The sequence below is a fragment of the Streptomyces clavuligerus genome, assembly GCF_005519465.1.
GTDB lineage: Bacteria > Actinomycetota > Actinomycetes > Streptomycetales > Streptomycetaceae > Streptomyces > Streptomyces clavuligerus.
Window position 1 is genome coordinate 1739017 of sequence record NZ_CP027859.1, and the last position, 24566, is coordinate 1763582.

22 protein-coding genes and 3 pseudogenes are annotated in these 24566 nt (G+C 70.6%); 12 read left to right on the forward strand and 13 right to left on the reverse strand.

Annotated features, from left to right (window positions below):
• Positions 1-377 precede the first annotated feature (377 nt).
• Entirely contained in the window at positions 378-659 is a 282-nt protein-coding gene (locus CRV15_RS35515; RefSeq protein WP_003952762.1) for a hypothetical protein, read from the reverse strand.
• Positions 660-887: 228 nt separating this feature from the next.
• Here CRV15_RS35515 and CRV15_RS35520 point away from each other — a divergent pair, with 228 nt between their 5' ends.
• Both CRV15_RS35520 and CRV15_RS36200 read left to right on the forward strand, forming a co-directional pair.
• A complete protein-coding gene (locus CRV15_RS35520; protein ID WP_003952763.1) occupies positions 888-1199 on the forward strand; it encodes a transposase in 312 nt (103 codons plus the stop codon).
• Complete coding sequence (locus tag CRV15_RS36200) at positions 1196-1372, forward strand: hypothetical protein (protein WP_003952765.1); 177 nt, start codon at positions 1196-1198, stop codon at positions 1370-1372. The genes CRV15_RS35520 and CRV15_RS36200 overlap by 4 nt, the downstream gene beginning before the upstream one ends.
• Before the next feature lie 13 nt (positions 1373-1385).
• Here CRV15_RS36200 and CRV15_RS35525 read toward each other — a convergent pair.
• A pseudogene (locus CRV15_RS35525) lies at positions 1386-3072 on the reverse strand (ISAzo13 family transposase).
• 127 nt (positions 3073-3199) lie between these two features.
• On the opposite strand from CRV15_RS35525, the gene CRV15_RS35530 reads away from it, so the two are divergent.
• Complete coding sequence (locus CRV15_RS35530; protein WP_261785547.1) at positions 3200-3838, forward strand: IS3 family transposase; 639 nt, start codon at positions 3200-3202, stop codon at positions 3836-3838.
• Here the strand turns inward: CRV15_RS35530 and CRV15_RS36420 are convergent.
• Positions 3799-4548 carry an IS5 family transposase gene (locus CRV15_RS36420; protein ID WP_197361317.1) on the reverse strand — a complete coding sequence of 250 codons (750 nt, stop codon included), beginning with the start codon at positions 4546-4548 and terminating at the stop codon, positions 3799-3801. The two genes, CRV15_RS35530 and CRV15_RS36420, sit on opposite strands and share 40 nt — an antisense overlap.
• A gap of 283 nt (positions 4549-4831) precedes the next feature.
• Here CRV15_RS36420 and CRV15_RS35540 point away from each other — a divergent pair, with 283 nt between their 5' ends.
• Positions 4832-6148 carry a bifunctional folylpolyglutamate synthase/dihydrofolate synthase gene (locus tag CRV15_RS35540; RefSeq protein WP_230864278.1) on the forward strand — a complete coding sequence of 439 codons (1317 nt, stop codon included), beginning with the start codon at positions 4832-4834 and terminating at the stop codon, positions 6146-6148.
• A 395-nt stretch (positions 6149-6543) separates the two neighbouring features.
• Here the strand turns inward: CRV15_RS35540 and CRV15_RS35550 are convergent, their stop codons facing one another.
• The 3 genes from CRV15_RS35550 to CRV15_RS35565 all read right to left on the reverse strand — a co-directional run bounded on the left by CRV15_RS35550 (position 6544) and on the right by CRV15_RS35565 (position 9672).
• Positions 6544-6891 (reverse strand): nuclear transport factor 2 family protein, encoded by a 348-nt coding sequence (locus CRV15_RS35550; RefSeq protein WP_003952773.1) that lies wholly within the window; start codon positions 6889-6891, stop codon positions 6544-6546.
• Positions 6892-7539: 648 nt separating this feature from the next.
• Positions 7540-7782 (reverse strand): DUF2267 domain-containing protein, encoded by a 243-nt coding sequence (locus CRV15_RS35560; RefSeq protein ID WP_106428596.1) that lies wholly within the window; start codon positions 7780-7782, stop codon positions 7540-7542.
• 102 nt (positions 7783-7884) lie between these two features.
• On the reverse strand, positions 7885-9672 hold the full coding sequence (locus CRV15_RS35565) for a cytochrome c biogenesis protein CcdA (protein ID WP_009999692.1): 1788 nt from the start codon (positions 9670-9672) through the stop codon (positions 7885-7887).
• A gap of 251 nt (positions 9673-9923) precedes the next feature.
• Here CRV15_RS35565 and CRV15_RS35570 point away from each other — a divergent pair, with 251 nt between their 5' ends.
• Complete coding sequence (locus CRV15_RS35570) at positions 9924-10787, forward strand: DUF4394 domain-containing protein (protein WP_003963749.1); 864 nt, start codon at positions 9924-9926, stop codon at positions 10785-10787.
• Between the two features lie 165 nt (positions 10788-10952).
• Here CRV15_RS35570 and CRV15_RS35575 read toward each other — a convergent pair whose 3' ends face one another.
• Positions 10953-11606, reverse strand: a complete 654-nt coding sequence (locus CRV15_RS35575) for a fasciclin domain-containing protein (protein ID WP_003952778.1) — start codon at positions 11604-11606, stop codon at positions 10953-10955.
• Positions 11607-12244: 638 nt separating this feature from the next.
• Between CRV15_RS35575 and sigK the strand changes: the two genes are divergently transcribed.
• From sigK to CRV15_RS35590, 3 genes and pseudogenes are all read left to right on the forward strand, one after another.
• Positions 12245-12832, forward strand: a complete 588-nt coding sequence (sigK, locus tag CRV15_RS35580) for an ECF RNA polymerase sigma factor SigK (RefSeq protein WP_003952779.1) — start codon at positions 12245-12247, stop codon at positions 12830-12832.
• Positions 12829-13572, forward strand: a complete 744-nt coding sequence (locus tag CRV15_RS35585; RefSeq protein ID WP_003952780.1) for an anti-sigma factor — start codon at positions 12829-12831, stop codon at positions 13570-13572. The genes sigK and CRV15_RS35585 overlap by 4 nt, the downstream gene beginning before the upstream one ends.
• A 120-nt stretch (positions 13573-13692) precedes the next feature.
• Positions 13693-14195 (forward strand): annotated as a pseudogene (locus CRV15_RS35590) (transposase); the annotation flags it as partial.
• Between the two features lie 103 nt (positions 14196-14298).
• Here CRV15_RS35590 and CRV15_RS37280 read toward each other — a convergent pair.
• A pseudogene (locus tag CRV15_RS37280) lies at positions 14299-15175 on the reverse strand (IS3 family transposase); the annotation flags it as partial.
• Between the two features lie 131 nt (positions 15176-15306).
• On the opposite strand from CRV15_RS37280, the gene CRV15_RS35605 reads away from it, so the two are divergent.
• On the forward strand, positions 15307-16194 hold the full coding sequence (locus tag CRV15_RS35605; protein ID WP_003963752.1) for a radical SAM/SPASM domain-containing protein: 888 nt from the start codon (positions 15307-15309) through the stop codon (positions 16192-16194).
• Between the two features lie 14 nt (positions 16195-16208).
• Positions 16209-17363, forward strand: a complete 1155-nt coding sequence (locus CRV15_RS35610) for a methyltransferase domain-containing protein (protein WP_003963753.1) — start codon at positions 16209-16211, stop codon at positions 17361-17363.
• Positions 17364-17958: 595 nt separating this feature from the next.
• Here CRV15_RS35610 and CRV15_RS35615 read toward each other — a convergent pair.
• A complete protein-coding gene (locus CRV15_RS35615) occupies positions 17959-18723 on the reverse strand; it encodes an adenosylcobinamide amidohydrolase (protein ID WP_003952790.1) in 765 nt (254 codons plus the stop codon).
• 400 nt (positions 18724-19123) lie between these two features.
• On the opposite strand from CRV15_RS35615, the gene CRV15_RS35620 reads away from it, so the two are divergent.
• Positions 19124-19840 (forward strand): RICIN domain-containing protein, encoded by a 717-nt coding sequence (locus CRV15_RS35620; protein WP_009999700.1) that lies wholly within the window; start codon positions 19124-19126, stop codon positions 19838-19840.
• Between the two features lie 417 nt (positions 19841-20257).
• Here CRV15_RS35620 and CRV15_RS36215 read toward each other — a convergent pair whose 3' ends face one another.
• The 4 genes from CRV15_RS36215 to CRV15_RS37285 all read right to left on the reverse strand — a co-directional run bounded on the left by CRV15_RS36215 (position 20258) and on the right by CRV15_RS37285 (position 23838).
• Positions 20258-20398, reverse strand: coding sequence for a hypothetical protein (locus tag CRV15_RS36215; RefSeq protein WP_003963758.1), 141 nt, complete (start codon positions 20396-20398; stop codon positions 20258-20260).
• A gap of 544 nt (positions 20399-20942) precedes the next feature.
• Positions 20943-21773, reverse strand: coding sequence for a class I SAM-dependent methyltransferase (locus tag CRV15_RS35625; RefSeq protein WP_003952795.1), 831 nt, complete (start codon positions 21771-21773; stop codon positions 20943-20945).
• On the reverse strand, positions 21770-22948 hold the full coding sequence (locus tag CRV15_RS35630) for an alpha-hydroxy-acid oxidizing protein (RefSeq protein ID WP_003952797.1): 1179 nt from the start codon (positions 22946-22948) through the stop codon (positions 21770-21772). Before CRV15_RS35630 ends, CRV15_RS35625 begins: the two co-directional genes overlap by 4 nt.
• Before the next feature lie 401 nt (positions 22949-23349).
• Positions 23350-23838: a hypothetical protein gene (locus CRV15_RS37285; protein ID WP_307786339.1), complete on the reverse strand. Its 489-nt coding sequence runs from the start codon at positions 23836-23838 to the stop codon at positions 23350-23352.
• Positions 23839-23898: 60 nt separating this feature from the next.
• Here CRV15_RS37285 and CRV15_RS37290 point away from each other — a divergent pair, with 60 nt between their 5' ends.
• Complete coding sequence (locus tag CRV15_RS37290) at positions 23899-24057, forward strand: hypothetical protein (RefSeq protein ID WP_009999702.1); 159 nt, start codon at positions 23899-23901, stop codon at positions 24055-24057.
• The last annotated feature ends 509 nt before the right edge of the window (positions 24058-24566 follow it).

The window sequence follows — 24566 nt, forward strand, 5'->3', positions numbered from 1 at the left end:
GGGGCCCTGAAACGCCGGAGGGCCTGTGCTCCCCCGCAGGGCTGCGGGGGAGCACAGGCCTTGCGGGTTCGGCCCGGTATCGGGTGATGAGGGTCAACTTCACTCATGGTGTCCCAGTTGGTTGGCGGTCCGGCCAAGTCCTCGGGTTGTCGTGTGCGGTTCGGTGTGCTGGATGTGGGCCGGGTCGGTGGTGGTGGTGTGGGTCGGCCTCGGCAGCGTGGAGGCTCCGTCCCGGAGGGCGCGGCTGATCATGCGAGTGGTGACGCCGACGACAGCGACCAGAGCGACCGGGGTGGCGCCTGTGATGGCGAGTGCGGCGGGGTCGACTCCGCCCAGTGTCCAGATGCGTTTCCGGGCTCGGGTTCACCGATGAGCTGTCAGAACGGTGGCTCGTTCCAGGCGGGGGCGGGCAGGAGTCGGATGCGTAGTTCGCGGCGGTCGGCCCAGCAGCTGCATGCCTCCATGTCGGGGAAGGCTCCGTCTGTCCACCAGCCGCCGTTTCCGTGGCATTGGGGGCAGGCGGGCCGGGGACGGGCGGCGATCTCGATGCGGTGCCGGTCGGCGTGGAGCTTGAGGCGGCTGGCGTTGAGCACGACGGCGACCGTCACCGCGGCGAACGGGACAGCGAGCAGCAGGGTGGTGTGTGGGCGGGTCAGCATGGGGGTGTTCCGGTGGTCTGGGTGTTGGTGAGGGTGGTCCAGAGGTGTGTGGAGGGGCCCCAGGTGGTGTCGGTGAGGGTGATGTGGGTGGCTCTGGTGAGGGCGGTGAGTGCGTCGGGGTGGGTTCCGGTCCAGAGTTGTGTGAGGTGGTCCGGGTGAGCTGTACCGAGTTTTGTGGAGTCTCTGATGCCAGGGTTACGGTCCTGGCGAAGGAGAACCACCAGCAGCATGCCAGCACCCCGTAAATACCCCGATGAGCTCCGCGAGCGCGCGGTCCGTGAGGTCCGTGCCACCGGTCGGCCGATCGCGCACGTCGCCAAGGACCTGGGCATCCACAAGGAGGCCCTGCGCGGCTGGGTCCGCCAGGCCGAGACCGACCGCGGCGAACGCGACGACCGGCTGACCACCGCCGAGCAGGACGAGCTGAAGCGGCTCCGCAAAGAAGTGGCGGAGCTGAGGCGGGCGAACGAGATCCTGAAAGCGGCCTCGGTGTTTTTCGCCCAGGAGATCGACCGTCCCCGGACGAGGCCGAGCAGGTGATCGACCACCTGCGTGACAAGGGCCTCGGGGTCGATCCCGTCTGCCGGGTACTGAAGCTGTCGCTGTCGACGTACTTCGCCCGCAAGAAGCGGCCGAAGTCCGCCCGTCGGCTCCGGGACGAACAGCTGATGCCGCTGATCGAGGAGGACCACACTGTCTCGGGCGGTACTTAGGGCTTGCCGGGAATCAACCCGTCGGTTTGATCTTGATTCTGTCGAGGTCGAGGAACCTCGCAATGTCAGCTGGTGTGCGGAAGCGGGCGGTCGAGGCGGGGATGTGAATGCCGTGGGCGTCCAAGAGCGGGCGGACGTCTTTCGCTGCGCGGCTGATGGTCATGGCGGTGGTGTCGAAGAGCTGGCCCAGGAGGTCCATGGTCGCGATTTTTCGCAGGTGGAGAACGGTTGCCAGGACACGGTCGGCGTAGGTGAGCTTGGCTTTGGCGCCTGGGCCCGGGGCCACCAGGCGCTCATGGCCCCGACGCGTGCGGAGCACTTGCTCGCGTTGAACCTCCATCGCTGGAGTCAACGAGTCGATGAGCTGGCTGAGCTGCAGACGGGTCATCCCGGTCAGTTCGGGGTGCTGGAGCGTACGCGGCGTGAGGTAGGTCAGCCGGTCCGCCATGGCCTCGTCCGGTGTACTGCCGGTGGTCGCCGTGTCCGCCGGATGCTGGGGGTGGAGGGTGTAGTTCCAGTCGCCGTGGAAGCGGTGGCGGTTGATGGGCAGGGCGGCGATCTCGTTGTCGCTGACGCGGATGCCGGTGGGGTACTCGCCGCTGTCGAGTTCGGCGTGGACGGTGAGTCCGGTGCGGCTGGTGGTCGCGGCGATGGTCTGGAGCATGACCTCGTGGCTGGTCAGGGGTCTGCCGCGCCAGTTCATGGTGATGCGGGAGAACAGCCTGTGCTCGATCTTGTTCCACTTCGATGTGCCCGGCGGCAGGTGACACACGGTGATGTCAAGGCCGGTCTCGGCGGCGAGGTCGGCGAGCTGGGTCTTCCAGCCCCGGGTGCGGTAGCCATTGGATCCCCCGCCGTCGGCGGTGATCATCAGTCGGCGGGCGCGGGGGTAGTCGTACCGGCCGCGGGCCTGCCACCAGCGGCGGATCGAGGCGACGGCGAACGCCGCGGTGTCGTGATCGGTGCCGATGCTGACCCAGCCGGTGTTCGCGGCCATGTCGTAGATCCCGTACGGGATCGCCTTCTCGGCCTGGCCGGGGAAATCATGCGTCTTGACCTTCACAGGCTGTCCCGCGGGCCGCCATTCGTGCCCGGCGTTCTTGTAGTCGCCGATCAGCTCTTTCTTCTTGCTGTCCACGCTGATCACCGGGTCACCGGTGTCCCTGTGGTCCCGTGCCTGCTCGTTGAGGTAGTGGAACTGGGCATCCCTGTCCGGGTGCTGAGTGCCTTCGATGGTTTTGACGTTGGTTGGCCTGCAGGCTGAAGCCTTCCTCCCGCAGCAGGCCCGCGACCGTATCGGCGGAGACCCGGTGACCCTGCCGGGTCAGCTCCGCCGCCAGCTTCCGGGTCGACTTCGTCGTCCACCGCAGTGGAGACATCGGGTCGCCGCGTTCGTCGGGCTCGACCAACGCCAGCAGCGCCGGCCGCAGCCCTGGATCACGGTCCGCAGCCTTCTTCCGGCCCCCACCAGGACGCCGGACCCGCCCCACCAGAGCTGGACCAGAGGCTAGCTCGGCCGCCCCGCGCGAGACCGTGCCCTCCCGGACCCCGGCCGCGGCAGCGACAAGTCTGATCCCACCATGCCCCAGTGACAGCGCTTCCGCTCCTATGGCCAACCGACGCTGACGCTCGTCCAGATGCGGCAACAACACCTGGAACTTCGCAGCCAGAACGGCCTCGATCCCCTCCGGTCTCCCCATACCACAACAACGAGCCCCACCCCTGGAAACTACGACTTGTTTCCCGGCAAGCCCTTACGGCGCCCGCCGGATGACCCGCGTGCTTCGGCGCGAGGGCCACGAAGTGGCCTGATGCACTGTCGAGCGCCTGATGGCCGAGCTGGGCCTGGAGGGCGTCATCTGTGGCCGCCGGCGCAGGACGACGGTCCCGGAGACGTCGGCTCCCCGGCCGCCGGACCTGGTCGACCGCGACTTCACCGCGATCCGGCCGGATCAGCTGTGGGTGGCGGACATGGCCTATGTCCGCACGTGGTCCGGGTGGACATACGTGGCGTTCGTCCTGGACGTGTACTCGCGGATGATCGTCGGCTTGCAGGTCGCGAACCACATGCGTACGGAACTCCCTCTGGAAGCACTGGAAATGGCGCTGTGGAGACGAAGGTTCAAGAAGGGCTCCAGGCTCATCCATCACAGCGACCGCGGGTCGCAATACGTGTCAATTCGCTATACCGACCGCCTCGCCGACATCGGTGCCTCAGCCTCCGTCGGCTCGGTCGCGGACTCGTACGACAACGCGATGGCCGAGGCCCTGAACGGCACCTTCAAGGCCGAACTCGTTGAGATGCAAGGCCCCTGGAAGGATATCGACCAGGTGGAGCGGGCGATCTTCCAGTGGATCACCTGGTACAACGAAGAACGACTCCACTCCGCCCTCGGCTACGTACCGCCTGGCGAATACGAACAGGACTACTGGCGAGGCCAGGAACAAACCCCGCAGTCCGCATGAACCAAGACCACCAGGCTCCACGAAACTCGGTACAGCTCAAGGCTGCCGGTGCAGCCGCCGTCGGCCCAGACGAGTTCCAGCCGGTGGTGCGCGTCGGCCACCTGCTCGAGCAGAACCTTCGCGGCGGCGCGGTCACCGATCCCCGCGCTCGTGACCATCACGCCCAGCAGCAGGCCCAGGGTGTCGACCACGACGTGCCGTTTGCGCCCGTTGATCAGCTTCCCCCCGTCGAAGCCGCGGCTGTCGGCGCCGACGACCGCGTCGGCTTTGACCGACTGCGAGTCGATCACTCCCGCACTCGGCTCGGCATCCCGCCCCGCCTCCAGGCGGACCCGGCCGCGCAGCCGGTCGTGGAACTCCCTGACCAGGGCACGGTCACGCCAGCGGCGGAAGAACGCATAGACCCGGTCCCACGGCGGGAAGTCGGCCGGCATCGCCCGCCACTTGATCCCGTTGTCCACCAGGTAGCGCACCGCGTCCAACATGGCCCGGTGGCAGTACGCCTCCGGCTGTCCGCCCCGGCCCCGCATCCAGCCCGGCACCGGCAGCAGCGGCCGGACAGCCGACCACTCCGCGTCCGTCATGTCCGACGGATACCGCCGGACACGCTCCGGGTGATCGGCCGCATTCCCGAACCGATGAGCGAAGCAATCACACGACGGGGCAGCCGAGTTGAAATCCACCGGCGCGAGCACGTACAACTGCGGCAACAGGGCCTCCTGGATCTCGGTTGGCTTCGCAACCCCGAGCTACCAAGAGGCCCTGCCTTCATGCCCGCGGCCGACCGCGATCACCCAATCGAGACTCCCGTTCGACACCCACCCCTCAAGATCGGAACGACAACAGCCACTCAGTTCAGCTCGGCTGTCGTCGCCAGGTGTCCAGAAAGGGCTGCCGGGCACAGAGATCGTCACCCAGTGCTTCTGTCTCATCGCGCTCAGTGCCATAATGTGGCGGGTGGATTACCAGCGCTGCACAGACATCCTCGCAAAGGTGCACGAGAACCCGCACGGGCTTCCTCGGGAGGTGCGGCAGGCGAACGTCTCCAGACTGCTGGAGGCGCTGGGCCGTCCTGAGCGGGGGCTGCGCGGGATGCTGGTGGTCGGGACGAACGGCAAAGGGTCGACCTGCGCGTTCGCGGTGTCTGCGGTGGCCGCGGCCGGCGCGCGGGTGGGCAGTCTGCCCAGCCCGCACCTGCAGGAGCCCAGGGAGCGAATCCGGATCGACGGGGTTCCTGTCACGCGCGCCGAGTACACCGCGGTGTTCGCCGAGGTCTGGCGTGTGATCGAGCAGCACGGTCTGTCCGTCCTGGCCCAGGGCATCTTCACGACCACCGCGGCCGTGCACTTCCGACGGGCGGGCGTTCGCCTGGCGGTGGCCGAGGCGAGCATCGGCGGGAGCAGAGCCGCGGCTGCGGAACTCGGCCTGGACGTGAAGGTCCTCACCGGCATCGGACTCGACCACACCAGGCTGCTCGGCAGTTCCCTGGCCCAGATCACTCAGGCCAAGATCGAAGCCGTGCGGGACGGGGACCACGTGGTTCTCGGGCGGCTGGCCCCCGAAGCGGCCACCAGCGCGGAGCGGGTCCTCAAGACACGGACAGGACTGTCCGTGTGGCGCATGGACCACGAGATCCACTACACCGCCCGCGCTGTCGGCCGGGACGGCAACCACGGCCCGGCGACGCTGGTGGACGTCACCACCCCCCGCGCCGTGCACCACGATCTGCCCTGCCCTCTGCCCGGCCCACACCAGCACCACAACCTCGCGGTCGCCATCGCCGCAGTGGACGCGATGGCCGAACGCGGATACATCCGCGAGCCGGACGGCGAACAACTCCGCGCACGACTGGCGGCCACAAGCTGGCCCGGCCGCCTTGAACTTGTTCCCCACGCCCGGCTGGGCAACTGGACGGGCCGTGTCCTCCTGGAAGGCGCCACCAATCCCCAAGGTGTCGCGACCGTCGCGCCGGAGATCCTGCGCCATGCCCGTGACGACGGCCACTCGGGCCCGCCCGTGCTGGTCTTCGCCGCGATGGACGACAAGGATGTCTCCGGAATGCTCACCCCCCTCCCCTCCAACTGGCCCCTGGTCCTCACCCGCACCGACTCGCACCAGGCCGCGGACCCCACCACCTTGCACAGCCGGCTCTCCCCCGCCCGCCAGGGACCGTGCCTGACAGCCGCAGACACCCCAGCGGCACTGCACCGGGCCGCCGAACTCGCAGGGCCCGGCGGCCTGATCGTCGTCTTCGGCTCGCTGCGCCTCGTAGGCGAAAGCCGCACCGCACTCGCTTTGCAGCCCGTGTGAGGGGGCTCACGACGGACGCCTGCCGCAACGGCCGTGACAGGCACAGCGGGAACCGGACCAGAGAAATAAGATGAAACCCCACATAAACGGCAAACATGATCACTCACCACACGGCGCAGTGAGAATCCGACAGCACGAACGAGAAGCCCTGAGAATCCGACAGCCTCAGTGCGACAGGACACTGAAGACGGCCCTGTCTCCCGAAGCTACGGTGAAGCGTGACAAGTAGCTCTGTGTAGTCAGAGTGACATTTGGTGAGGGCTGGCGGGGCGGGGCCGGGGACTTCGCTGGTGTGGAGGTCGGCGAGGTCGGCGTGCGCGGTCTCGACGGCTTCGGGGTACGCCTCCCGTTTGGCGTGTTCGGCGAGCGCCCGGTAGCGGGTCCGGCCTCCGTGTCTATGCCCAGATGTACTCCTCGGCGATGGCACCGTCGTGCCACTTCGCGACGGTGACCATGCGCCCGCCGCCTTCGAACTCGCCGATGACGCAGGTCCACTCACCCGACCCGAAGGCAATGGGGTGAGAGGTGATCTGCGGCGGCGTGCCACCCACTGACGCGACATAGGCCTTCATGGCGTCGATGTGCTCCCTCACGCCACGGGTGGGCGGCTGGCCCTTCCAGTCGACCAGGACATCGTCGGTGTGGTGGTGGGCAAACACACCGTCCCAGTCGGCCCTGTTCCATCCGGTGAAATCAAGATCGTCCATGCCCTTGAGATTGCGGCTGACCTGGTCATCCACCATCGGTCTCGCTCCATTCCCCGTCCGGTCCACAAGGTTTCTCGCCGATCTCCGCACTCGGTGCCCCAGCGGTGCGAGCCTACGGGCGGCTCATGTGCAACGCACCCGCAGCGGGTCCGGCCGGGTCAGGCGCGTGACGACCGGGATGATCCCGCGACGGGACCAGGTACGTGCGGTGGGTGGCGTCATCGGGAATCCGGCTTCGACCTCGAAGACGAGGCAGGGCGTCGAGCGCCGCCGCGGTGGTTCCAGGCGGGGCCACATGTCCGGGCCAGGGTCGCGGGCCGGTCCGGCCAGCCGTGACCGGGTTATGGGCCATTTCCTCCTCCAGGGCGGCGAACAGGCGCTCGTCCAGCTTCGGCCGGGACACCGGCCCACAGGACCGCGCCCCCTGGGTCGGCCAGAGGAAGATGCCTGCGGTGCCGCAGTCGGGCTGACGCCTCGTCCGGTGGAGGAGTCGCCGCGGCGTGCCGGTCCCCGCAGGGTGCGGTACCTGGTCCTTTCCCGCGTGCCCGCCCCCGGGCACGGGCCGTCGGGTGCCCCTCCCGGCTCAGGCCGGTACCGGAGATGCCCGTCGGCGGGCGGAATGCGGGAGAGGCGGGGTACGGGCGCGCAGCGGGGCCTGCCCGGCCCTTTCGGGGGTGGTCCGTTTCAGCCTGGGGGAGCGGGGTCGAGGAGTCCGTCCAGGCCGTGCGGGAGGTGTGCTTTGAGGGTGGTACGGGCGGTGGGGGTGAGGTGGTCGGCGAGGGTGGACAGGACGGCGTGGATGTCCCATTCGGGGGTTCGGGGGCGGCGGCCGGTGTGTCCGTCGACCCGGGTGCAGAACTCCTGGGGCCTTGACCCAGGGCCCCCGGGCGTCGGCTCACGGAAACGGAGCAGGTACCCAGGCAGGATCCGGCGGCTGTCGTGTGGACCCCTGACGGGTGACTTGCCTGGCTTTGGGTGGTTCGCTCATGGTGCTGCGCGGAGTGCTAGGGGTGGTGGGGCGGCCGTGTTTCATCCGAAGGTGAGGGCGTACGCCTGGATTCCTTGCGTGATGCGGAGTTCGAGGTGTGCGGTGCGTGGGGTGCCGTCGTCGGTGAGGCGGTGGAGGGCGGGGGTGCCGGAGATGGTGAGAGTGCGGGTGGGTGTGCCGTTGACGAGGACGGTCACTTTGCCGGTTCCGGCGAGGACAATGTTGGCGTTCTTGGCTCGGTAGGTGAGAGCGAGGCGTGCGCCGGGTCCGGCGGTGAAGTGTTCGTATCCGGCGGTCCAGGTGCCGTCGAGGGAGATGTAGTTGAGGGGGAGGGGCTGGCGGGGGAAGCGGTAGCGAGTGGGTGTGTCGTCGGTGAGGGAGGTGCCGGTGTAGTTGCGGATGCGGTGGGTGCTGAGGTAGCTCTCCGGGGTGCGGTCCTTGGTCAGGTCGTCCATAGCCCGGTTGGTGGGGTCTGGCAGGGTGATGGTGGGATTCGCTTCCCGGAGCAGGTCCCGGATATGTGTTTCGGTCTTGTCGTATTCGCCTTCGCCGAACTTGAAGTAGCGGACGGTGCCGCGGGCGTCGATGAGGTATTTGGCGGGCCAGAACCGGTTGCGGTAGTTGTTCCAGGTGGTGAGCTTGTTGTCGAGGGCGACGGGCCAGGTGACACCCAGCTTCCGGGCCCCGGCGGCGACGTTGCCCCGCTTCTTCTCGAAGACGAACTCGGGGGAGTGCACACCGATGGTGTGCAGCCCCGCGTCGCGGTAGGTGCGGTCCCAGTCCCGCAGGTGCGGCGCGGCGCGCTGGCAGTTGACGCAGGAGTAGGTCCAGAAGTCGATCAGAACGACTTTTCCGCGCAGGCTTGTGAGGTCGACGGGGCGGTTGCCGGGGGTGTTGAGCCAGGAGTGGATGCCTTCGATGGGCGGTGCCTGGCCGCAGGAGCGCAGTTCGCCGGCGCCGTCCTGGCAGCGGGAGAGTTCCTTGTTGGAGTCGTCGTAGAGGCCGGAGAGCTTCTGGCGGGCGATCTCGTGGTCCTCGACCGTGCGCTGGGCGGCGGCGGTGTAGTCGGGCAGCGCGCGCTGGAGCGCGGTGGTGAGGTCGAGCGCGAGGGCCGCGGCGAGGGCGATCATCAGGATTCCGGCGGTGATCCGCACTGCGCGGGCGCGGGTGCGGAAGGCGGTGACGCGTTCGGCGACCCGGCGGCCGGCGAGGGCGAACGCGAGGAGCGGGATCGCGGTGCCCGCGGCGAAGGAGAGGGTGAGGGCGATGACGTCGGCGCTGATCTCACCGCGGGCACCCGCGACGGTGATCGCGGCGAGGACCGGTCCGGCGCAGGGGACGTAGAGCAGGCCGAGGCCCAGGCCGAGGACGAGCGCGCTGCCGTCCTTGTCGACCTGGCGCTGGGGGATGCGGGAGAACGGCTTCTCCAGGAGCCGTTCGACGGGCGGGAAGAGAAGTCCGAGGCCGATCAGGACGAGGAGGGCCAGGCCGGTGTGGCGCAGGATGTCCTCGGGCAGCCCGAGGACCGAGACGATCGTCACCCCGAGCAGGGTGAAGAAGCTGAAGCTCAGGACGAGGCCGGTGACGACGGCGTAGGGACGGCGGCTGTGGGACGGGCGCGGTGGGGCCTTCGGCGGGGTACGGAGGAGCACCGCACCGTCTGCGGACCGGCCTGCGGTCGTGGTGCTGGTGCCGGTGTGGGTGTCGGTCGGTGGGGGCTGTCCGGCGGTGCCGCCGGCGAGGAACACCACGGGGAGCACGGGCAGGATGCAGGGTGAGACGGCGGTGATGAGGCCGCCGAGGAGGCCGATGAGGACAAGGGTGAGCATGGGCGACCGCCTCTTGCCGGTGGAACGCCGGACGCGTCCCCTCGGCAGATGATTCGGACCCCTCGCCCCGGTGGATGGCCGGGTGCCCGCTGTGCTTGCGGGAGGACCGCGGACAACCACCGGGCGGTGGCTGTGCGGTTTCGTGCGCCACGCGGGTGGAGTCCGGGCGTGGCACATCCGGGCGGGCCGCGGCGCCGAACCTCTCCCGACTCCGGCCCGTGGGGGCCGGGGCACCCGATCTGGGAGTCATCATGCGAAACCGCACCACTGCCACCACCACGCTCCTGGTGGCCGCCTTGTACGCGGCACCCGCGTTCGCCACAGCCGGCCCCGCGCAGGCGCCGCCCGCCATGAACCACACGGCGCTGACCGCGATCGGACTGACCAGCGACCAGCGACTGGTCGGGTTCGACGTCGACAAGCCGTCCGCGCCGTGGTCGATCGGCGGGGTCTCCGGGCTCGCCGGTGACACCAGGCTCGTCGGGATCGACTTCCGGGTGCAGAACGGGAAGCTGTACGGCGTCGGCGACCAGGGCGGCATCTACACCCTGAACACCGCGGACGCGAAGGCGGTCAAAGTGTCCCGGCTGACCGTCGCGCTCTCCGGCGGCGTGTTCGGCATCGACTTCAACCCGGCCGCGAACCGGCTGCGGGTCATCTCCGACACCGGCCAGAACCTGCGCCACAACATCGACGACCCGGCCGCCCCTCTGACCACCACCGCCGACGGGACGCTCACCAACCCGACCACACCACCGTCGACCGCCCTCGGGGTCACCGGCGCCGCCTACACCAACAACGACCTCAGCGCCGCCACCGCGACAACCCTGTTCGACCTGGACACGTCAGCAGACCGTACCTCGCTGCAGTCCCCGGCCAACGCCGGAACCCTCGCCCCCACCGGCGGCCTCGGGACGGACGCCGGTCCCGACGCGGGATTCGACATCTACTACCACCCGGCCACCGGGACCAACCACGGCTTCGCCGCGATCGGCACGGGCGCTGCCCACCGCCTCTACGCGATCGACGTCCTGACCGGGAAGGCCACCGACAAGGGCGCCTTCCCCAAGTCCCGCCAGGTCACCGATATCGCCCTGCCCCTCAACCAGAGGTAGCCCCCGGACGCCACCCGCGCCACGGCACCGAGGTTCCGTGGCGCGGGCCCGGGCCGGAACGGGCCGCCGGCCTCCCCGTGTCACGGACGCCGACGGCCCGGCACCCCGTTCTGGCTTCGAAGGGGTCCCGGGCCGCCGGGCTGGGACAGCAACAGGAAGAGGCGGCTATCCGGGCATCAGCACGGTGTCGACGATGTAGACGGTGGCGTTGGAAGTGCTGACGTTGCCGCAGACGACCTTCGCGGTGTCGTTGACCTTGTAGGCCCGGCCGGATCCGCTGGTGGTGACGATGCCCTTCTGCAGAGTCTCGAAGGAGCCGTTCTGCAACTGCTCCGGCGTCAGGTTCCGGCCGACGACGTGGTAGGTGAGGATGTCGGTCAGCGTCTTCTTGTCGGCGAGGACCTTGTCGAGATCGCCCTTCGGGATCTTCGCGAAGGCGTCGTTCGTCGGGGCGAACACGGTGATGCCCTCGGCCTTGTTGAGGGTGTCCACCAGGCCGGCCCGCTTGACCGCGGCGACCAGGGTGGACAGGGCCGGGTTGTTGGAGGCGGCGGTGGCGACAGGATCCTTGGCCATGCCGTCGAAGCTGCCCGCGCCCTCCTTCGGGACACCGGCGCAGGCGGGGCCGAACGGCGTGCCGGGCGCCATCGCGTCAGTCGCCGGTGCCTTGTCGGCCTGGGCGGCCTCGTCGGAAGCCGGGGTGGAGGCGGCGTTGGTGTCCTTCCCGGAGTCCGGGCCGGAGCAGGCGGCCAGTGCGAGGGGCAGCACCACGGCCGCCGCGAGGGCGGTCGCGGCACGGCGGATACGCAGACGGTTCATGATCAGGATCTCCTCTTGCAGAAGCATGGCGCCGGGCGGGTTGTCCCGGCAGTCAGGGAAACAGGGGGGACGACGGTGCGGGGCTGTCACCGATCCGGGCGGCGGCAGGCAGGGCAGCCGGGCGGCCCACCGCGGGGCAGAGGGCAGCGCGGTCAACCGGGCGGCACCCCGCGGAAAAGCCAGAGAGCGGGGACTCCTCTCCTGCCGGTGCCGGTGCCGGCACCGGCAGGGGGAAGCGGAGGCGGGATGTTCCATGCCCGTTGTTCGCAGGCAGCGGCCCGCCGGATGGGCCTGTCATCCTTTCCGGTGACCCGCAGGCACTTCCCGGCCGGTCAGGCCGCCCTTCGGCGACACTCTGTCCGGCCGGCCCGGCGCCAGGCGTTGACCCCATCCCGCTCGGCAGGCGGGTCCAGCGGACCGGGCTCCCACCCGTCCACCGCCGGGCGCTCCCACCCATCCACCTCCGGGCCCGCTCCGAACATCTCAGGAGACCACCGCCGAGGTCACCGTCTGCCAGAGGGTGAACCCGGCGGCCACGCACCCCAGATCCGAGGGATCTCCATGGCGATCACAGCCCGCCCGAGGGCGGCCGACACCGGCTTCCGCCCCATCCGGTCACCTCAGCCGGGGCCCGCCCGGTGAACCGGCCGCTCCCCACCACCGCCACCGGGCACACCGGCACAGGCGACCTCGCCGTCCTCATGCGGCAGACCGCTCAAGGCGACAAAGAGGCATTCGCCGCCCTCTACGACGCCCTCGCCCCCCTGGTCTTCGGGATCGTGGTCAAGGTCGTACGCGACCGTGCCCAGTCCGAGGAAGTCGCCCAGGAAGTCATGATCGACCTGTGGCGGCGGGCCGCCCACTACCGCCCGGACTCCGGCACCGTCACCACCTGGACGGCGACCATCGCCCACCGCCGAGCGGTGGACCGGGTGCGCTCCGCCCAGGCCGCCGCCGACCGAGAACGGGCCCAGGCCGCCCGCGAGCACCGGACCGCGTTCGACGACGTCGCCGAGCAGGTCGAGACACGCCTCGACAGCGAACAGGTACGCCGGTGCCTGCGCGGGCTCACCGAACTCCAGCACCAGGCCGTCACCCTCGCCTACTACCGCGGACTGACCTACCGCGAAGTCGCCGAAACACTCCGCACACCGCTGCCCACCATCAAGACACGCATGCGCGACGGCCTCATCAGGCTCCGCGACTGCATGGGGGTGACCACATGAAACAGCCCGTGTCCGACGTCCACACCCTCGCCGCGGCCCATGCCCTCAACGCCCTCGAAGACGACGACCGCGAGGCGTTCACACACCACCTGCGTCACTGCGAGGAATGCCGCCAGGACGTCGCCGAATTCGAGGCCACCGCCGCCCGCCTGGCCACCGCCGTCGCCCAGCCGCCACCCCCGGCTGTCAAAGAGCGGACCATGCTGGCCATCGACGGCGTCCGTCAGCAACCCCCCCGCACGGCGGCACCGGGTACCGGTTGGCGCTCGCGCCGCCGCATCGCCATGCCCCTCGCCCTGGCCGCGAGCCTCGCGGCGGCGGCCTCCTTCGCCGGACTCGCCACCTGGCAGCACCACACGAGCGAGGAACACCGGCGGCGGGCCGCCCAGAGCCAGCGGCACCTCGACGACATCGGCGGCGTCCTCGCCGCTTCCGACGCCCGCACCGCCCACGGCAGAGCGCGCAACGGAGCGCTGGTCACGGTGGTCGCCTCCACCAGCCGGGGCAGAGCCGTCGTCACCGCCACAGGGCTGCCCGAACCCGCCTCCGGCACGACGTACCAGCTCTGGCTCGACCAGGGGGGAACCATGCGTCCGGCCGGGTTCATCCACCGGGACGGCACCGTCCTCCTCGACGGCGACCCCTCCGGTGCCACCGCCCTCGGGCTCACCCGCGAACCCTCCCCGGGCTCATCCCACCCCACCACCCCACCCCTCCTCCTGATGACTCTCCCCACATGACACACCAACCGGCTGGGCACCGGACGGAACCGAACTCCCCGTCCCGCAGGCCCACGCATGGCTCCTCGCCAACCGGGAGTGTTCGATGATCGGCGGATTCGGTGGTCCAGGAGACGCCGGATGAGCGGCACCATCATCGAGCAGATACCGGGCAGCGGGCCGACGGCGGGCGTGCCGCCGAGCGATGAGCAGTTGGTCGCGATGCCCATGGGCCGGGCCCGCAGCGGGGGTCTGCGGCTGACGGGGGGAGGCAGCGGCTCACCAAGCGGGTCCTGGAGTCCGCCCTGGAGGGCGGGACCTCCGGTCACCTCGGAGGCGGGAAGCGTGACGCCGAGGGCCGGGGCAGCTTCCGCAGCGGGATGCGGGCGAAGACGGTGCCGGCCGATGTCGGCCCGGTCGCGGTCAGGGCCCGAGGGGGCGTGGCGGGCACGTTCGGGTCGGCCATCGTCGAGAAGCGGCGGCAGCGCCTGTCCGGTGCGGACGAGATGGTGCTGTCGCTGTCGGCGAAGGGGCCGACGCGCGGCGAGATCTCCGCCCGCCTGGCCGAGGTCCACGGCGCGAGCGTGTCCGAGGCGGTCGTCTCCACGATCACCGGCAAGGTACTGGACGGGATGGCGGAATGGTCCGACTAAGGTTGATCCCCGGGAGTGGACACCGGGTTTCATGTGACGAGTGACAGCGTACGTGGAGTGATCTGGTGCTGTTCGGACTCGATCGGTGTGGGGTGGTCGAGCGAGAAACGCCGACGGCGCCGGTGACCAGGGACGCGTGCATGTGGCTGGCGATTGACCGGCCCATGCCCCGGCGACGCATAGATGTCGATCACTGTGGCCAGACAGAGCCACGTCGAACCGACGGGTATGCAGGTGATGTCACCGCACCACTTCGTGTTGAGCGGGGCGGCGGTGAAGTCGCGCATCACCCAGGTCCGGGACGGGCGGGGGCCGTCCTGTCGGCGATCGTCGTTCGCCTGGTGCGGTGCAGGTGACGCCCGACAATGTGGTGGATGCGCATCAACCGTGTCACGCGTTTGCGGTTGACCTTCCGTCCCCGGTGCCTCGGCTCGGCGTGGACGCGCGGGGCGCCGTAGGTGCCCCGGTGCCCGGTGTGGATGTTCATGGTCTCGGCGACGCCGTCGCCTCGTGGGCCTGGCGTTCGGCACGGGTCACTTCGGTTCCCCGGTGCCGGCAGTAGCCGGAGCGGGAGACCCCCAGGACCCGGCAGAGCCGCTTGACGCCGGAGTCAGCGCGGTGGTCGGAGATGAAGTCCCGGTGGAGGGGCCTCACTTCACCTCCCTGGCGAAATAGATGGCCGCCCGTCGCAGGATCTCGTGCTCCAACTGCTTCTTCTTGCGGGCCTTCACGAGCCTGGCGTTCTCGACGCGCAGTCCGACCGGCTCGCCGGCCTGACTCCCCGGGCCGCTCCCGCCCCCGGTGGCCGACACGTTGACCCCGGTGTCCTTGCGGACCCACATGCGCAGAGTTTCCCCGGTGATACCAAGTTCGGTGGCCGCGACCGCGTACGTACGCCTGCCGCCGCCCGCGCGATACAGCGCGACGGCATCCCTCCGGAACTCCTCCGGGCACGGAGATCGGCGTCCCACCTGGACATCCTCCCTGGACCATCGAGATCCATTGTCAGGGTGTCCACTCCAAGGGAGCAGCCGCACACTGCCGGGTCAACCTTCCCCGAAGTCAGTCGGGTTGAGCGTTCAGGTGTCTACTCTTGTTCCCTGTGACGATCGCTCCGGAGGGCCCCGCCGCCGCCCCGCTGCGCTGTGTCGCAATCGAGCTGACCGCCCGGTGCCAGTTGACCTGCTCGCACTGCTACGCGGAGTCCGGGCCGACGTGCGGGCACGGCTCGATGAGTACGGGGGACTGGCGCCGGGTCATCACCGAGGCCGCTGCTCTCGGCGCGGTGACTGTGCAGCTGATCGGGGGAGAGCCGAGCCTGAGTCCCGGCTTCACCGGGCTCGTCGGGCACGCGCTGGACGCCGGGCTGCGCGTCCGCGTCTACACCAATCTCTACCGGGTGCGCGGGGCTCACTGGAGCTTGTACGAGCACCCGCGGGTGGACCTCGCCTGCTCCTATTACAGCGACGAGGCAGCCGAGCACGACCGGGTCACCGGCCGGGCCGGGTCCCACACCGCGACGCGGGCGAACATCGTCGAGGCGGTGCGCCGGGGGATCAGGGTCGAGGTCGGGATCGTGGACCTGGGCGGCGGTCAGCGCGTCGCGCAGGCCCGTGCCGAGCTGGAAGCCCTGGGGGTGGCGGGGGTCCGTGTCGACCGGGTCCGCCGGGTCGGCAACGCCGCGGGCAGCGTGCTGCCTTCCACCTCGGCGCTGTGCGGCCGGTGCGGGGACGGGAAGGCGGCCATCCTCCCGGACGGGACGGTCGCACCGTGCGAGATAGGCCGCTTCCTTCCCGGTGGCAGCGTCGCCGACGGCACGAGCCTGGCCTCGGTCCTGGCGAGCGACCGGTGGGCCCGGTTGAGAGCGCGCATCCCCCACCGGGCCGCAGCTCCATGTGACCCTGAGTGCGCGCCCTTGGACGACAGCCAGTGCGGGCCTGTGAACAGCGGCCCGTGCGGCCCCGGAGCGGACGACGACGGGGACCTGTGACCGTGACGGAAGCGATGCCGATCCCCCTGGTGGACTGGCGGCCCCACGCCCGCCGCCTGGCCGATGCGCACCTGCGGCCGGAGTCCCGCTGGTGGGCGCCGATCGCCTCCGTCCCGCGGCACATCTTCGTCCCGCGCTGGTTCGAGCGGACCGACGCCGGGCGGGTGGTCCGCGACGGCCCCACCGACACCGGCGCGTGGCTCGACGCCGCCTACACCGACACCACCCTGGTGACCCGGATCGGCACCGTCCACGCCGACCACACCGAACCTGGCACCACCGCCCCGCCCGGCGGGTGGCCCACGTCGTCCTCGACCCTGCCCACCCTGATCGTCACCCTGTACCGGCTCGCCTCCCTCGCCGACACCTCCCGCACCCTCGTCACCACCGGCACGGGATACGGCACCGCCCTCGCCTGCCACCGCCTCGGTGACCACCACGTCACCTCAGTCGATGTCGACCCCTACCTCGTCCAGGCCGCCACCGAACGCCTGGACGCGATCGGGCTCCACCCGCACACCGCCGTCCGCGACGTCACCGGTTTTCTTCCCGCCGAGTTCGACCGCATCATCTCCACCGTCGCCGTACGACCCGTACCCGCCTCCTGGCTCACCGCACTGCGCCCCGGCGGTCGGCTGGTCACCACGATCGCCGACACCGGCCTGATCGTCGTCGCGGACAGGACGCCGGACGGCGGCGCCAGGGGCCGTGTGGCCCCCCACTGGGCCTCGTTCATGTCCGCCCGACACGGGGACGATGACGAGCACACCACCCCCGCCGCAGAAGTGTGGGGAGCGGCGGACGGCGACGGCGAGGAGGTCTCCGGCAGCCGGTATCCGCTGCTGGACGTGCAGAACACCTGGGACATCCGGTCCATGCTGCACCTGAAGGTCCCCGGGGTCAGCCACCGCATGGGGCGCAACGACGACGGCTCCTGGACGATGCGGATGGCACACCCCGACGGCTCCTGGGCCCGCGCCGACGCCCCCACCCGCCGCGAACCCCCGACCGTCCACCAGGGCGGACCCCGCCGCCTCTGGGACACACTGGAGAAGATCCGCACCTACCTCAACACCTGGGGCGAACTCCCCCTCCACGGCGCCGAGGTCACCATCACCCCCGACGGTGAGACCACCCTGCACCGCGGACACTGGTCCGCCACCCTCTGAACCGGGCCGGCCGACACGGGCCGAGCCACCTGCAACCATTACCGGCGGCACCGGACAGCGCGTCGACCCCGCGTACTCCACGTTCTCCGCCCGGCCGCGCGAGCCGTGGACCGAGGAGCCGTCGAAGCGGGAGCACAGCCGGACGGATGTGATCCTCACGGTGTGCCGCCGGCCGTCCCACGCGGTGACACCGACGATCGGGCAGTCGGAGGGAAGGGCCAGCCCGGCGCGGCGATCCGCCTCGGTCAGCAGGTGGGGACGTCGGCTGTCCGACCGACTCCATCCGCGCATAGCCCGACGGCTGGGGCCTGGCCTTCCGTCCACAGGACATGGTCACCTCCGTCGGCCGGGTCAACGGCGGCCACGGGGACGACTGGCTCGCCACCGACTGCCCTGCCGTGCTGGTCCACGGCACCCGGAGCGACACGCTCACCGCCGAACATGCCCAGGAGATGGCCGACCGCTGTCCCCCCACCGGCTGGTCGCACCCGCGACGGGACACACCGTGCACGAGTCCGTCCCACCGGCTTCGCGGCGGCGGGGCGAGCCTTCCCTGGCACCGCCCGAGCCTGCTCCTGACGGTTCGGCCAGGTCGTCAGCAGCGGGCTTCGGACGCCCGCGCGGAGGCCCGTACGGCTGTATGGACGGCCCGTGCCAGACGGGCTCCCCACAGGGAGCGGGGACCGGCGAAGGGGTGGGGCACGGCGCCGGGGCCGGGCGTGCGAGCGGCGACGCACACGGCGTCGGTGGGCGTGCCGGAGCAGTCGAACCCGGCGTCCAGCAGGGCCTGGACCTTGGCCTCGGTGGCGGTGGCGACCGCGTTGACCAGGGCCGCGTCGGTCAGTGCCACGGGGAGCGCGACGACGATGTTGACGGTTCCGGGCTGGACGGGCGCGTATGCCCCACCGGTCCCGGGCACACTGTCGGCCCCGGACGCACCATGGGCCTCCGGCTCGCCATCGGCCTCCGGCACGCCGTCCGCCGGGGACGCGGCCCACCCCCGTACCCGCAGCCCCGCCGTGGCCACCGCGTCCACACCATTGTCGTGGCCCTGACCGTACGCGCGGACATCGGCGGCTGTCAGAAGCCCGACCCCCGCACCGTGCGCCCCGGCGGCAGCGGCCAGCCCGGCCAGGTGACGATCGGGGTCGGTGCGCCCGTAGCCGTGCGGCACCTGGGCGTTGAGCACCCAGTGCCGCTCACCCAGGCCGCCGCCCAGCACGGCACTGCTGATCATCCGCCAGCCCGCACCCGCTCGCCAGAGCAGCGCGGGCAGCCGCTCGCCGTCCTCGGTGCGGACGATCCGCCGCACCGGCAGCAGTCCGGTGACCGCGCGGGGCGGTGGGACGACCGTACTCACGGAGGGCGCTCCTTGCCGGGGGAGAGAGAACGGGCCCATCGTACGCACGAGCCCGGACCCGACTGCGGCCGGGCGTCCGCGACACCCGCGTACGGGTGGGGACAGGTCCCGCCGGGCCGAGGTTCTCCTCCTCGTCGCCGGGGCCCGTCGGCTACGGGGGCGCGATCCGGCAGCCGCGCCGGATCGAGGGAAGGCGTCGGTGCGCGGCTGCGGTTTCGCAGGAGGGCCGGGAGAGCGTCACCGTGGCCGTGTGTGGTTCCTGTTCTGTCGTCGTAGTTGTCTTGATAGTGACGTTTCGTACTGATGTGCTCTTGTGGGGGGAGGCCGGGAGGTGAAGGGTTGCGGTGCATTGGGCGGCGCACCGGATCATGCGGGGCGGATCGAGGAAACGGGTGAGGCTGTGGAAGAGTGCAGCGGTGACTTCGTCGACAGGCCCATCAGGAATTACGAGTTCGTCTGGATGGTCGGGCTGAGCGGTGCCCGTGCCGGGGGCCGTGTCACTCCCGTCATCGTGCTGCGCCGGGCCAGGGTCAATGAACTCGGCTGGAAGGACGCCGAACTCGCCGCCGTCCAGGGCTCGTACACCCTGACCGATCCGGACGGGCATGTCACGACGGGGACATGGGCCCGCCGGGAGTGCGCGGGGTCCGGTACGGCCCGGGTCGAGGGGGACAGCTCGGGGGCGTGGGCGCAGGGCATGTGGGATCTGTCGGTGCGGGCCACGCTCAGCACCGGTTTCACCGTGATCCACCCGCAGTGGAAGTCGTGGGACGTCTCCCGCGAGGTGACACTTCAGTTCGGGTCGCTGGGGACGGCCGAGGAGGTCCCGGAGTGGGCGTATCTGGTGGCGAAGCACTCGGGCAAGGCCCTGGACATCGGCGGGGCGTCCCAGGACGACGGCGGCTGGGCCGACCAGTGGGACTGGGCCGACGTCGACCAGCAGAAGTTCCGGGTCGAGCCCGCCGACGGCAGGTACTTCCGCCTCATCGCCAAGCATTCGGGCAAGGCCCTGGCCATCGCCGACAGCAGCCTCTCGGCGGGCGCCGCCCTCGTCCAGTGGGAAGCCGGCAGCGGCGACAATCAGCGCTTCCAGCGCTTCAGTCTCGGCCGGGAGTGAACCCCGGCGCGGGGCCGCGCATGCCGTTCCAGGGCCGCGGCCCCTCCGCCGTCGATGGGCTCTCCGGCGGGCGGGGGCAGCGCCGTTCCCCGGATCGTCGGCGGACCGGGTTCCGTCTCCGGAGGCGCACCGGCCCGGAGCGGGCCGTTCCCCGGCCTGCGTCCGGGGAATCCACGGGGTGGGGTTCCTGGCTGTCCCGGTCGTACCACGCGGTCGTCCTGCCGGTGTCGCCCGGCGCGCCGAGGACGACGGCGACCGGCTCGGCGAGGGTGATCGGTCCCTCCCCGCCCCCGGAGTCGGCTTCCGGGGCCGGGCCGCGGATGCCTCGGCCCGGCGTACGGCGGTCAGTTCGGTCCAGTTGGCGGGGGCTCTGTGCGGGTGGCGAGGTCAGCGGTCGCCGCGGGGGCCCGCGCCTGCTCAGTCGCCGAGACACAGGTCGGCCTTGCAGGCGGTGTTGGCGCCCTGGACGAGCCCGGTGACCAGGCGCCGGCTGATCTGGACGGCGATGAAGGCGGTGACTGCGGCGCCGGTGGGATGTGTCCGTTGGCCGTGAGCCACAGCGGCATCGCGTAGACCCCGCCGGTGGGGGCGCCCGCGATGGCGTCGTCGGCCAGCCTGTAGCGGGCACTGGTACGGCCCACGGCCGCGGCGGTTGAACCGTGAGGCGACGTCGCGGAACCAGCCCAGCCGCCAGGGCCTCACGGTGCAGGCGCGGACTTCCAGGGTGCTGTCGCGGGCTGGAGGTCTGGAAGATCAGGGAGTGCCGCAGGCGCCGGTCGGCGAGGGGGTGCCGGTCGACGGCGTGCGCCGTGCGGACGGCGGTCCACCGCGGGGAATGAGGGCGAGCAGCATCAGGGCGGCACCCCGGCCGGTGTCCTCACCGCTCCGCCGACTTCGGCGCCGTTCAGATGTGTCTTTCTGCGAATCCCTACGGACTTGCTGCCAGCCTGGTGCGCGGAAAGCCACGGCTTCCCTCATCCGCGATGCCCTGGGCTGTGAGAACGAGAACCAGTGGCAGACCGGACGCGGTCCGGCGGGGTCCCTGGTCTCTCAGGCATACGCATTCATGAGAAGAGCCGTGGTGTGACGCCCGCTCTACCGGTCACTGGTGCTGACACTCCTTCCCTTCCAACCCGTTTGCGGGCTTGCGGCCGGTGACGGTGTAGGTGGCCATGCCGAGATCGACGAAGCCCGGAAGGGACATCCGGTCGAGTGTGTACAGGATGTCGCTGCGGTTGATGCCGGGCAGTTCGACGAGTGCCGGTGCGAGATGTTCGAGGGTCAGCTTCCAGAACGCGGCCATCGGGGTGCCGCAGGAGACGGTGGGAACCATGACGCGCAGGTTGATATCGGTCAATCCCCGGTTGGTGAAGCGTTCGGCAAGGGAAGTGGGCCACTCGTCGGAGTCGGTTCCGATCCGGCTCCTGAGGACGTGCACAGCACCGAGGGAGACGCGCCGGTATGTGTCGTCACGGGCTGCCCTCAGCGAGAAGAGGGACGGGTCTTCGACCATGAGGGTTCCGCCTGGGGCCAGCCACCTCACGAGGTCCCCGAGGACTCGGGCACGGCTGGGGAGGTGGGACAGCAGGTAGCGGGCGTGGATGACGTCGAAACACGCTGCCGGGAACCCGTCGCGCGTCACGTCGTGCCGTTGGACGGTCAGGTTGCGGTGGCCATGGGTATGCAGGAAGCGGGTGTCGAGCTCGGTGGCGGTGACACGCCCTTCCGTGAAGTGGACGGCCATCCACCGGGCGACGGTGCCGGTCCCCGCCGCCACTTCCAACAGGCGCAGACCGCGTTGCCCCGGAACGGCTTTCAGCACGTCGGTGGTGGTGGGGTCCAGCACGGCGCCGAGGGAGTCCAGGCACGCACGCTCATTGGGGGCGGCGTGGTTGAAGAGGACATCTCCATAGCGTTCCGTGCGGCCGCTCACGGTGCCCTCACCGGTGTGAGGTCGGATGGGGACAGTGTGGCGCAGGTATGGTGCCCGGTCAGAGTGAGGGCGGAGGTGAATTCGTCCTTGAGGCACCGCAGTACGTGAGCCACTCCGTCCGCTCCGCCCAGCGCGAGGCCGTAGAGCCATGGGCGTCCGATCATGACGGCGTCGGCGCCGAGAGCGAGGGCGATCAGGACGTCGGTCCCGGTACGGATACCGGAGTCGAAGAGGAGGGGCACTCGACCCGAGACCGCCGCGGCGACGGCGGGAAGGCAGTCGAGTGCGGCGACACCGCTGTCGAGCTGTCGGCCGCCGTGGTTGGAGACCGCGATGCCGTCCGCACCGGCGTCGACGAGGCAGCGGGCTTCGCCCGGGTCGCACACGCCCTTGACGAGGACGGGCAGGTGCGTCCAGGACTTCAGGGTCGCCAGGTCCTCGGGCGCGAGGCTTGGTCGGGTGAAGACCCGGTTCCAGGTGGCGGCGGCAACTGCGCGCGTGGCGTCGTCGGGAAGGCCCGGTCCTGATGGTGAGTGGTCGGCGAGTTCCCAGAACCGGGGGTCTGAGGAGTAGTTGCCGAGACCGTGCCCGTGCCGGTACGGGAAGAAGCCGTGATCGAGCTCGCGTGGACGCCATCCGGCGGCGTAGCAGTCGCCCATGAGGACGACTGCCGCGTACCCGGCCTTCTCGGCACGGTGGACGAGTGATCTGGCCAGTTGCTCGTCCCCGGGCCAGGCGAGCTGGAACCACAGGTGGCCATGGGGCGCCGCGGCAGCGACGTCTTCGAGGGGGGTGCTGGTGACAGCCGACAGGACAAGGCTGGTGCCGACGTCTGCGGCACCTCGTGCCGCCTCGGCCTCGGCCCCGGGATGGGCAAGGTCGGCCGCTCCTGCGGGGGCAAGGAGGACGGGCAGGGCGAGGGGCGTGCCGAGGAGGGTGACAGCCGGGTCCGTGGGGCTGTTGTGGCGCAGGACGCGGTAGATGAGGCCGTAACGGGTGAAGGCGGCGATGTTGGCGCGGGCGGTGAGCTCGCGGCCTGCCGCGCCGGCAATGTAGTCGAAGGATTCGGCCGGCAGCTTCAGGCGGGCCGCTTCCTCCAGCGCGTCCGCACCGAAGGGATAGGCGCTTCCTCCGGCGCGGAAGGTGTGGCTCTGGTAGCTACCCGCGTAGACCATACGGCAGCACTCTTCCATCTGTGCCGTCGGGCAAATCAGGCCGCATCCCGCCCATCACGGGAAGCTCGCGGCGCTCGCGGCACCAAGTTCACCGCAGTGGGATCATCCACCCAACTCGGCCCGGACAACGGCGACAAGGGCAGTCACGGGGTGCGTCGACCGGCACCGAAGCACCGGGCCCCGACCTGATGCCCAGTCTAGGCTTCCGCGCGAAGATACGCCTTCCGTGCGCTGCCAACCCCCGATCAGCACCTACGCGCCCCGGCATGACCCAAGCAGCGACAGATCCGGAGCAAGCGGCCCGGTCGAAGCCGTTGGCAGTGGTCTCTCTGGACGGCGGCGGTGCCGCCGTCCAGAGAGACCACAGACGCAGCATCCGGTCCCCGCCCGTGGGGGCCGGGTCATAGGTGGCGTCGAGCAGGTGCAGGCGGATGGCCCAGCGGTCGGCCGGGGATCGCAGTACCTCGCGCGGGTCCACCGGCGACGCCGACACCCGCGCGTCGTCCTGGGCAGGCTCCGGCCAGTGGAGCCGCTGCCCGTGCTCCCACATGAAACTGACCGCGGTGCGGCTGAAATGTCCGATGGCGCTCCCGTCGCCCTCGCGGACGAGACGGGTCAGGCCGGTGGGGGACCAGAGGGCGCCGCAGGGGGCGACGATACGGCCCCGGGCCGGACCTGGGCGAGCCGGACGGGCGGTATCCGGCGGGGACGGCGAGCCCGGCGTGCACCGCGTCGAACCCACCCCCCAGGTCATGGTCCTGGACGGCGTCGCCGTGCACGGTCGTGATGCCCTTGTAGCCGGTCAGCCGGGTGGCGGCCACGGTGGCGACGTGCGCGTCCGACTCGACGGTCGTCACCCTGGCCCGGTACGCGGCCAGGAGGGCCGCCACCCACCCCGTGCCGGTGCCCAGGTCGAGAACCTACCCCCCCCGGGGGGCAGGTCCAACGCGGTGATCATCGCGGCAACGGCGGCCGGGGCCGACGACGAGGACGACGGGACCGGCAGGCCGTCCATCGGCGACGGCGCCAGCCGGGTGATCACCGCCGTAGGCGAGGCCACCAGCCGAGCCCACCCGGCTGACTGCCCGTCACGGGTCACCTTCTCGTAGCGGTGCCCCTCGCCGGGGACCTCGGCGTAGACGCTGTCGGGGGTGAACGCGGCGCGATCGACCGAGGGTGAAGACGGCCGCCCACCGCCCGGCCGGCGAACCGGGCTCCACCAGCCGTGCGACGGCGTCCCCACAGGCGGTCACACCTTCTCGCCCTCCTCGGGAGGGTCCTCGATCAGCATCCCGCTCAGATCATCCTGCTTCTTCCCGGTCACCGCACCGTCCTTCGCCGCCTCCCCACGCGCCACCGGACATCCCTCCTCCCGACCGGACCCCGAACCAACCGGCTTCTCACAGGGCCCGTCGCGGTGAACTGTCACCATGCTGCCGAGGGCGGAACGGACCGCCACCACCACCCGCACCCGTGGAGCGGGCCGGAGTACGCCCCCCGGAGCCTCCCCCGGGGCGCTGCCAGTCGGTGAGGTCCACCATGCGCTCGCAGTGCGGGTCCTCCTCGGCAGCGGTGGTGCGCCCGTCCTCGGTGAGCAGATCGGGCAGTGCCGCCAGGA

What these genes read in the sequence shown, in the direction of transcription:
- CRV15_RS35515 (WP_003952762.1), bottom strand. Translation starts at nt 659, where the DNA reads ATGCTGACCCGCCCACACACCACCCTGCTGCTCGCTGTCCCGTTCGCC.
- CRV15_RS35520 (WP_003952763.1), top strand. Translation starts at nt 888, where the DNA reads ATGCCAGCACCCCGTAAATACCCCGATGAGCTCCGCGAGCGCGCGGTC.
- CRV15_RS35550 (WP_003952773.1), bottom strand. Translation starts at nt 6,891, where the DNA reads ATGGTGGATGACCAGGTCAGCCGCAATCTCAAGGGCATGGACGATCTT.
- CRV15_RS35565 (WP_009999692.1), bottom strand. Translation starts at nt 9,672, where the DNA reads ATGCTCACCCTTGTCCTCATCGGCCTCCTCGGCGGCCTCATCACCGCC.
- CRV15_RS35570 (WP_003963749.1), top strand. Translation starts at nt 9,924, where the DNA reads ATGCGAAACCGCACCACTGCCACCACCACGCTCCTGGTGGCCGCCTTG.
- CRV15_RS35575 (WP_003952778.1), bottom strand. Translation starts at nt 11,606, where the DNA reads ATGAACCGTCTGCGTATCCGCCGTGCCGCGACCGCCCTCGCGGCGGCC.
- CRV15_RS35585 (WP_003952780.1), top strand. Translation starts at nt 12,829, where the DNA reads ATGAAACAGCCCGTGTCCGACGTCCACACCCTCGCCGCGGCCCATGCC.
- CRV15_RS35610 (WP_003963753.1), top strand. Translation starts at nt 16,209, where the DNA reads ATGCCGATCCCCCTGGTGGACTGGCGGCCCCACGCCCGCCGCCTGGCC.
- CRV15_RS35630 (WP_003952797.1), bottom strand. Translation starts at nt 22,948, where the DNA reads ATGGTCTACGCGGGTAGCTACCAGAGCCACACCTTCCGCGCCGGAGGA.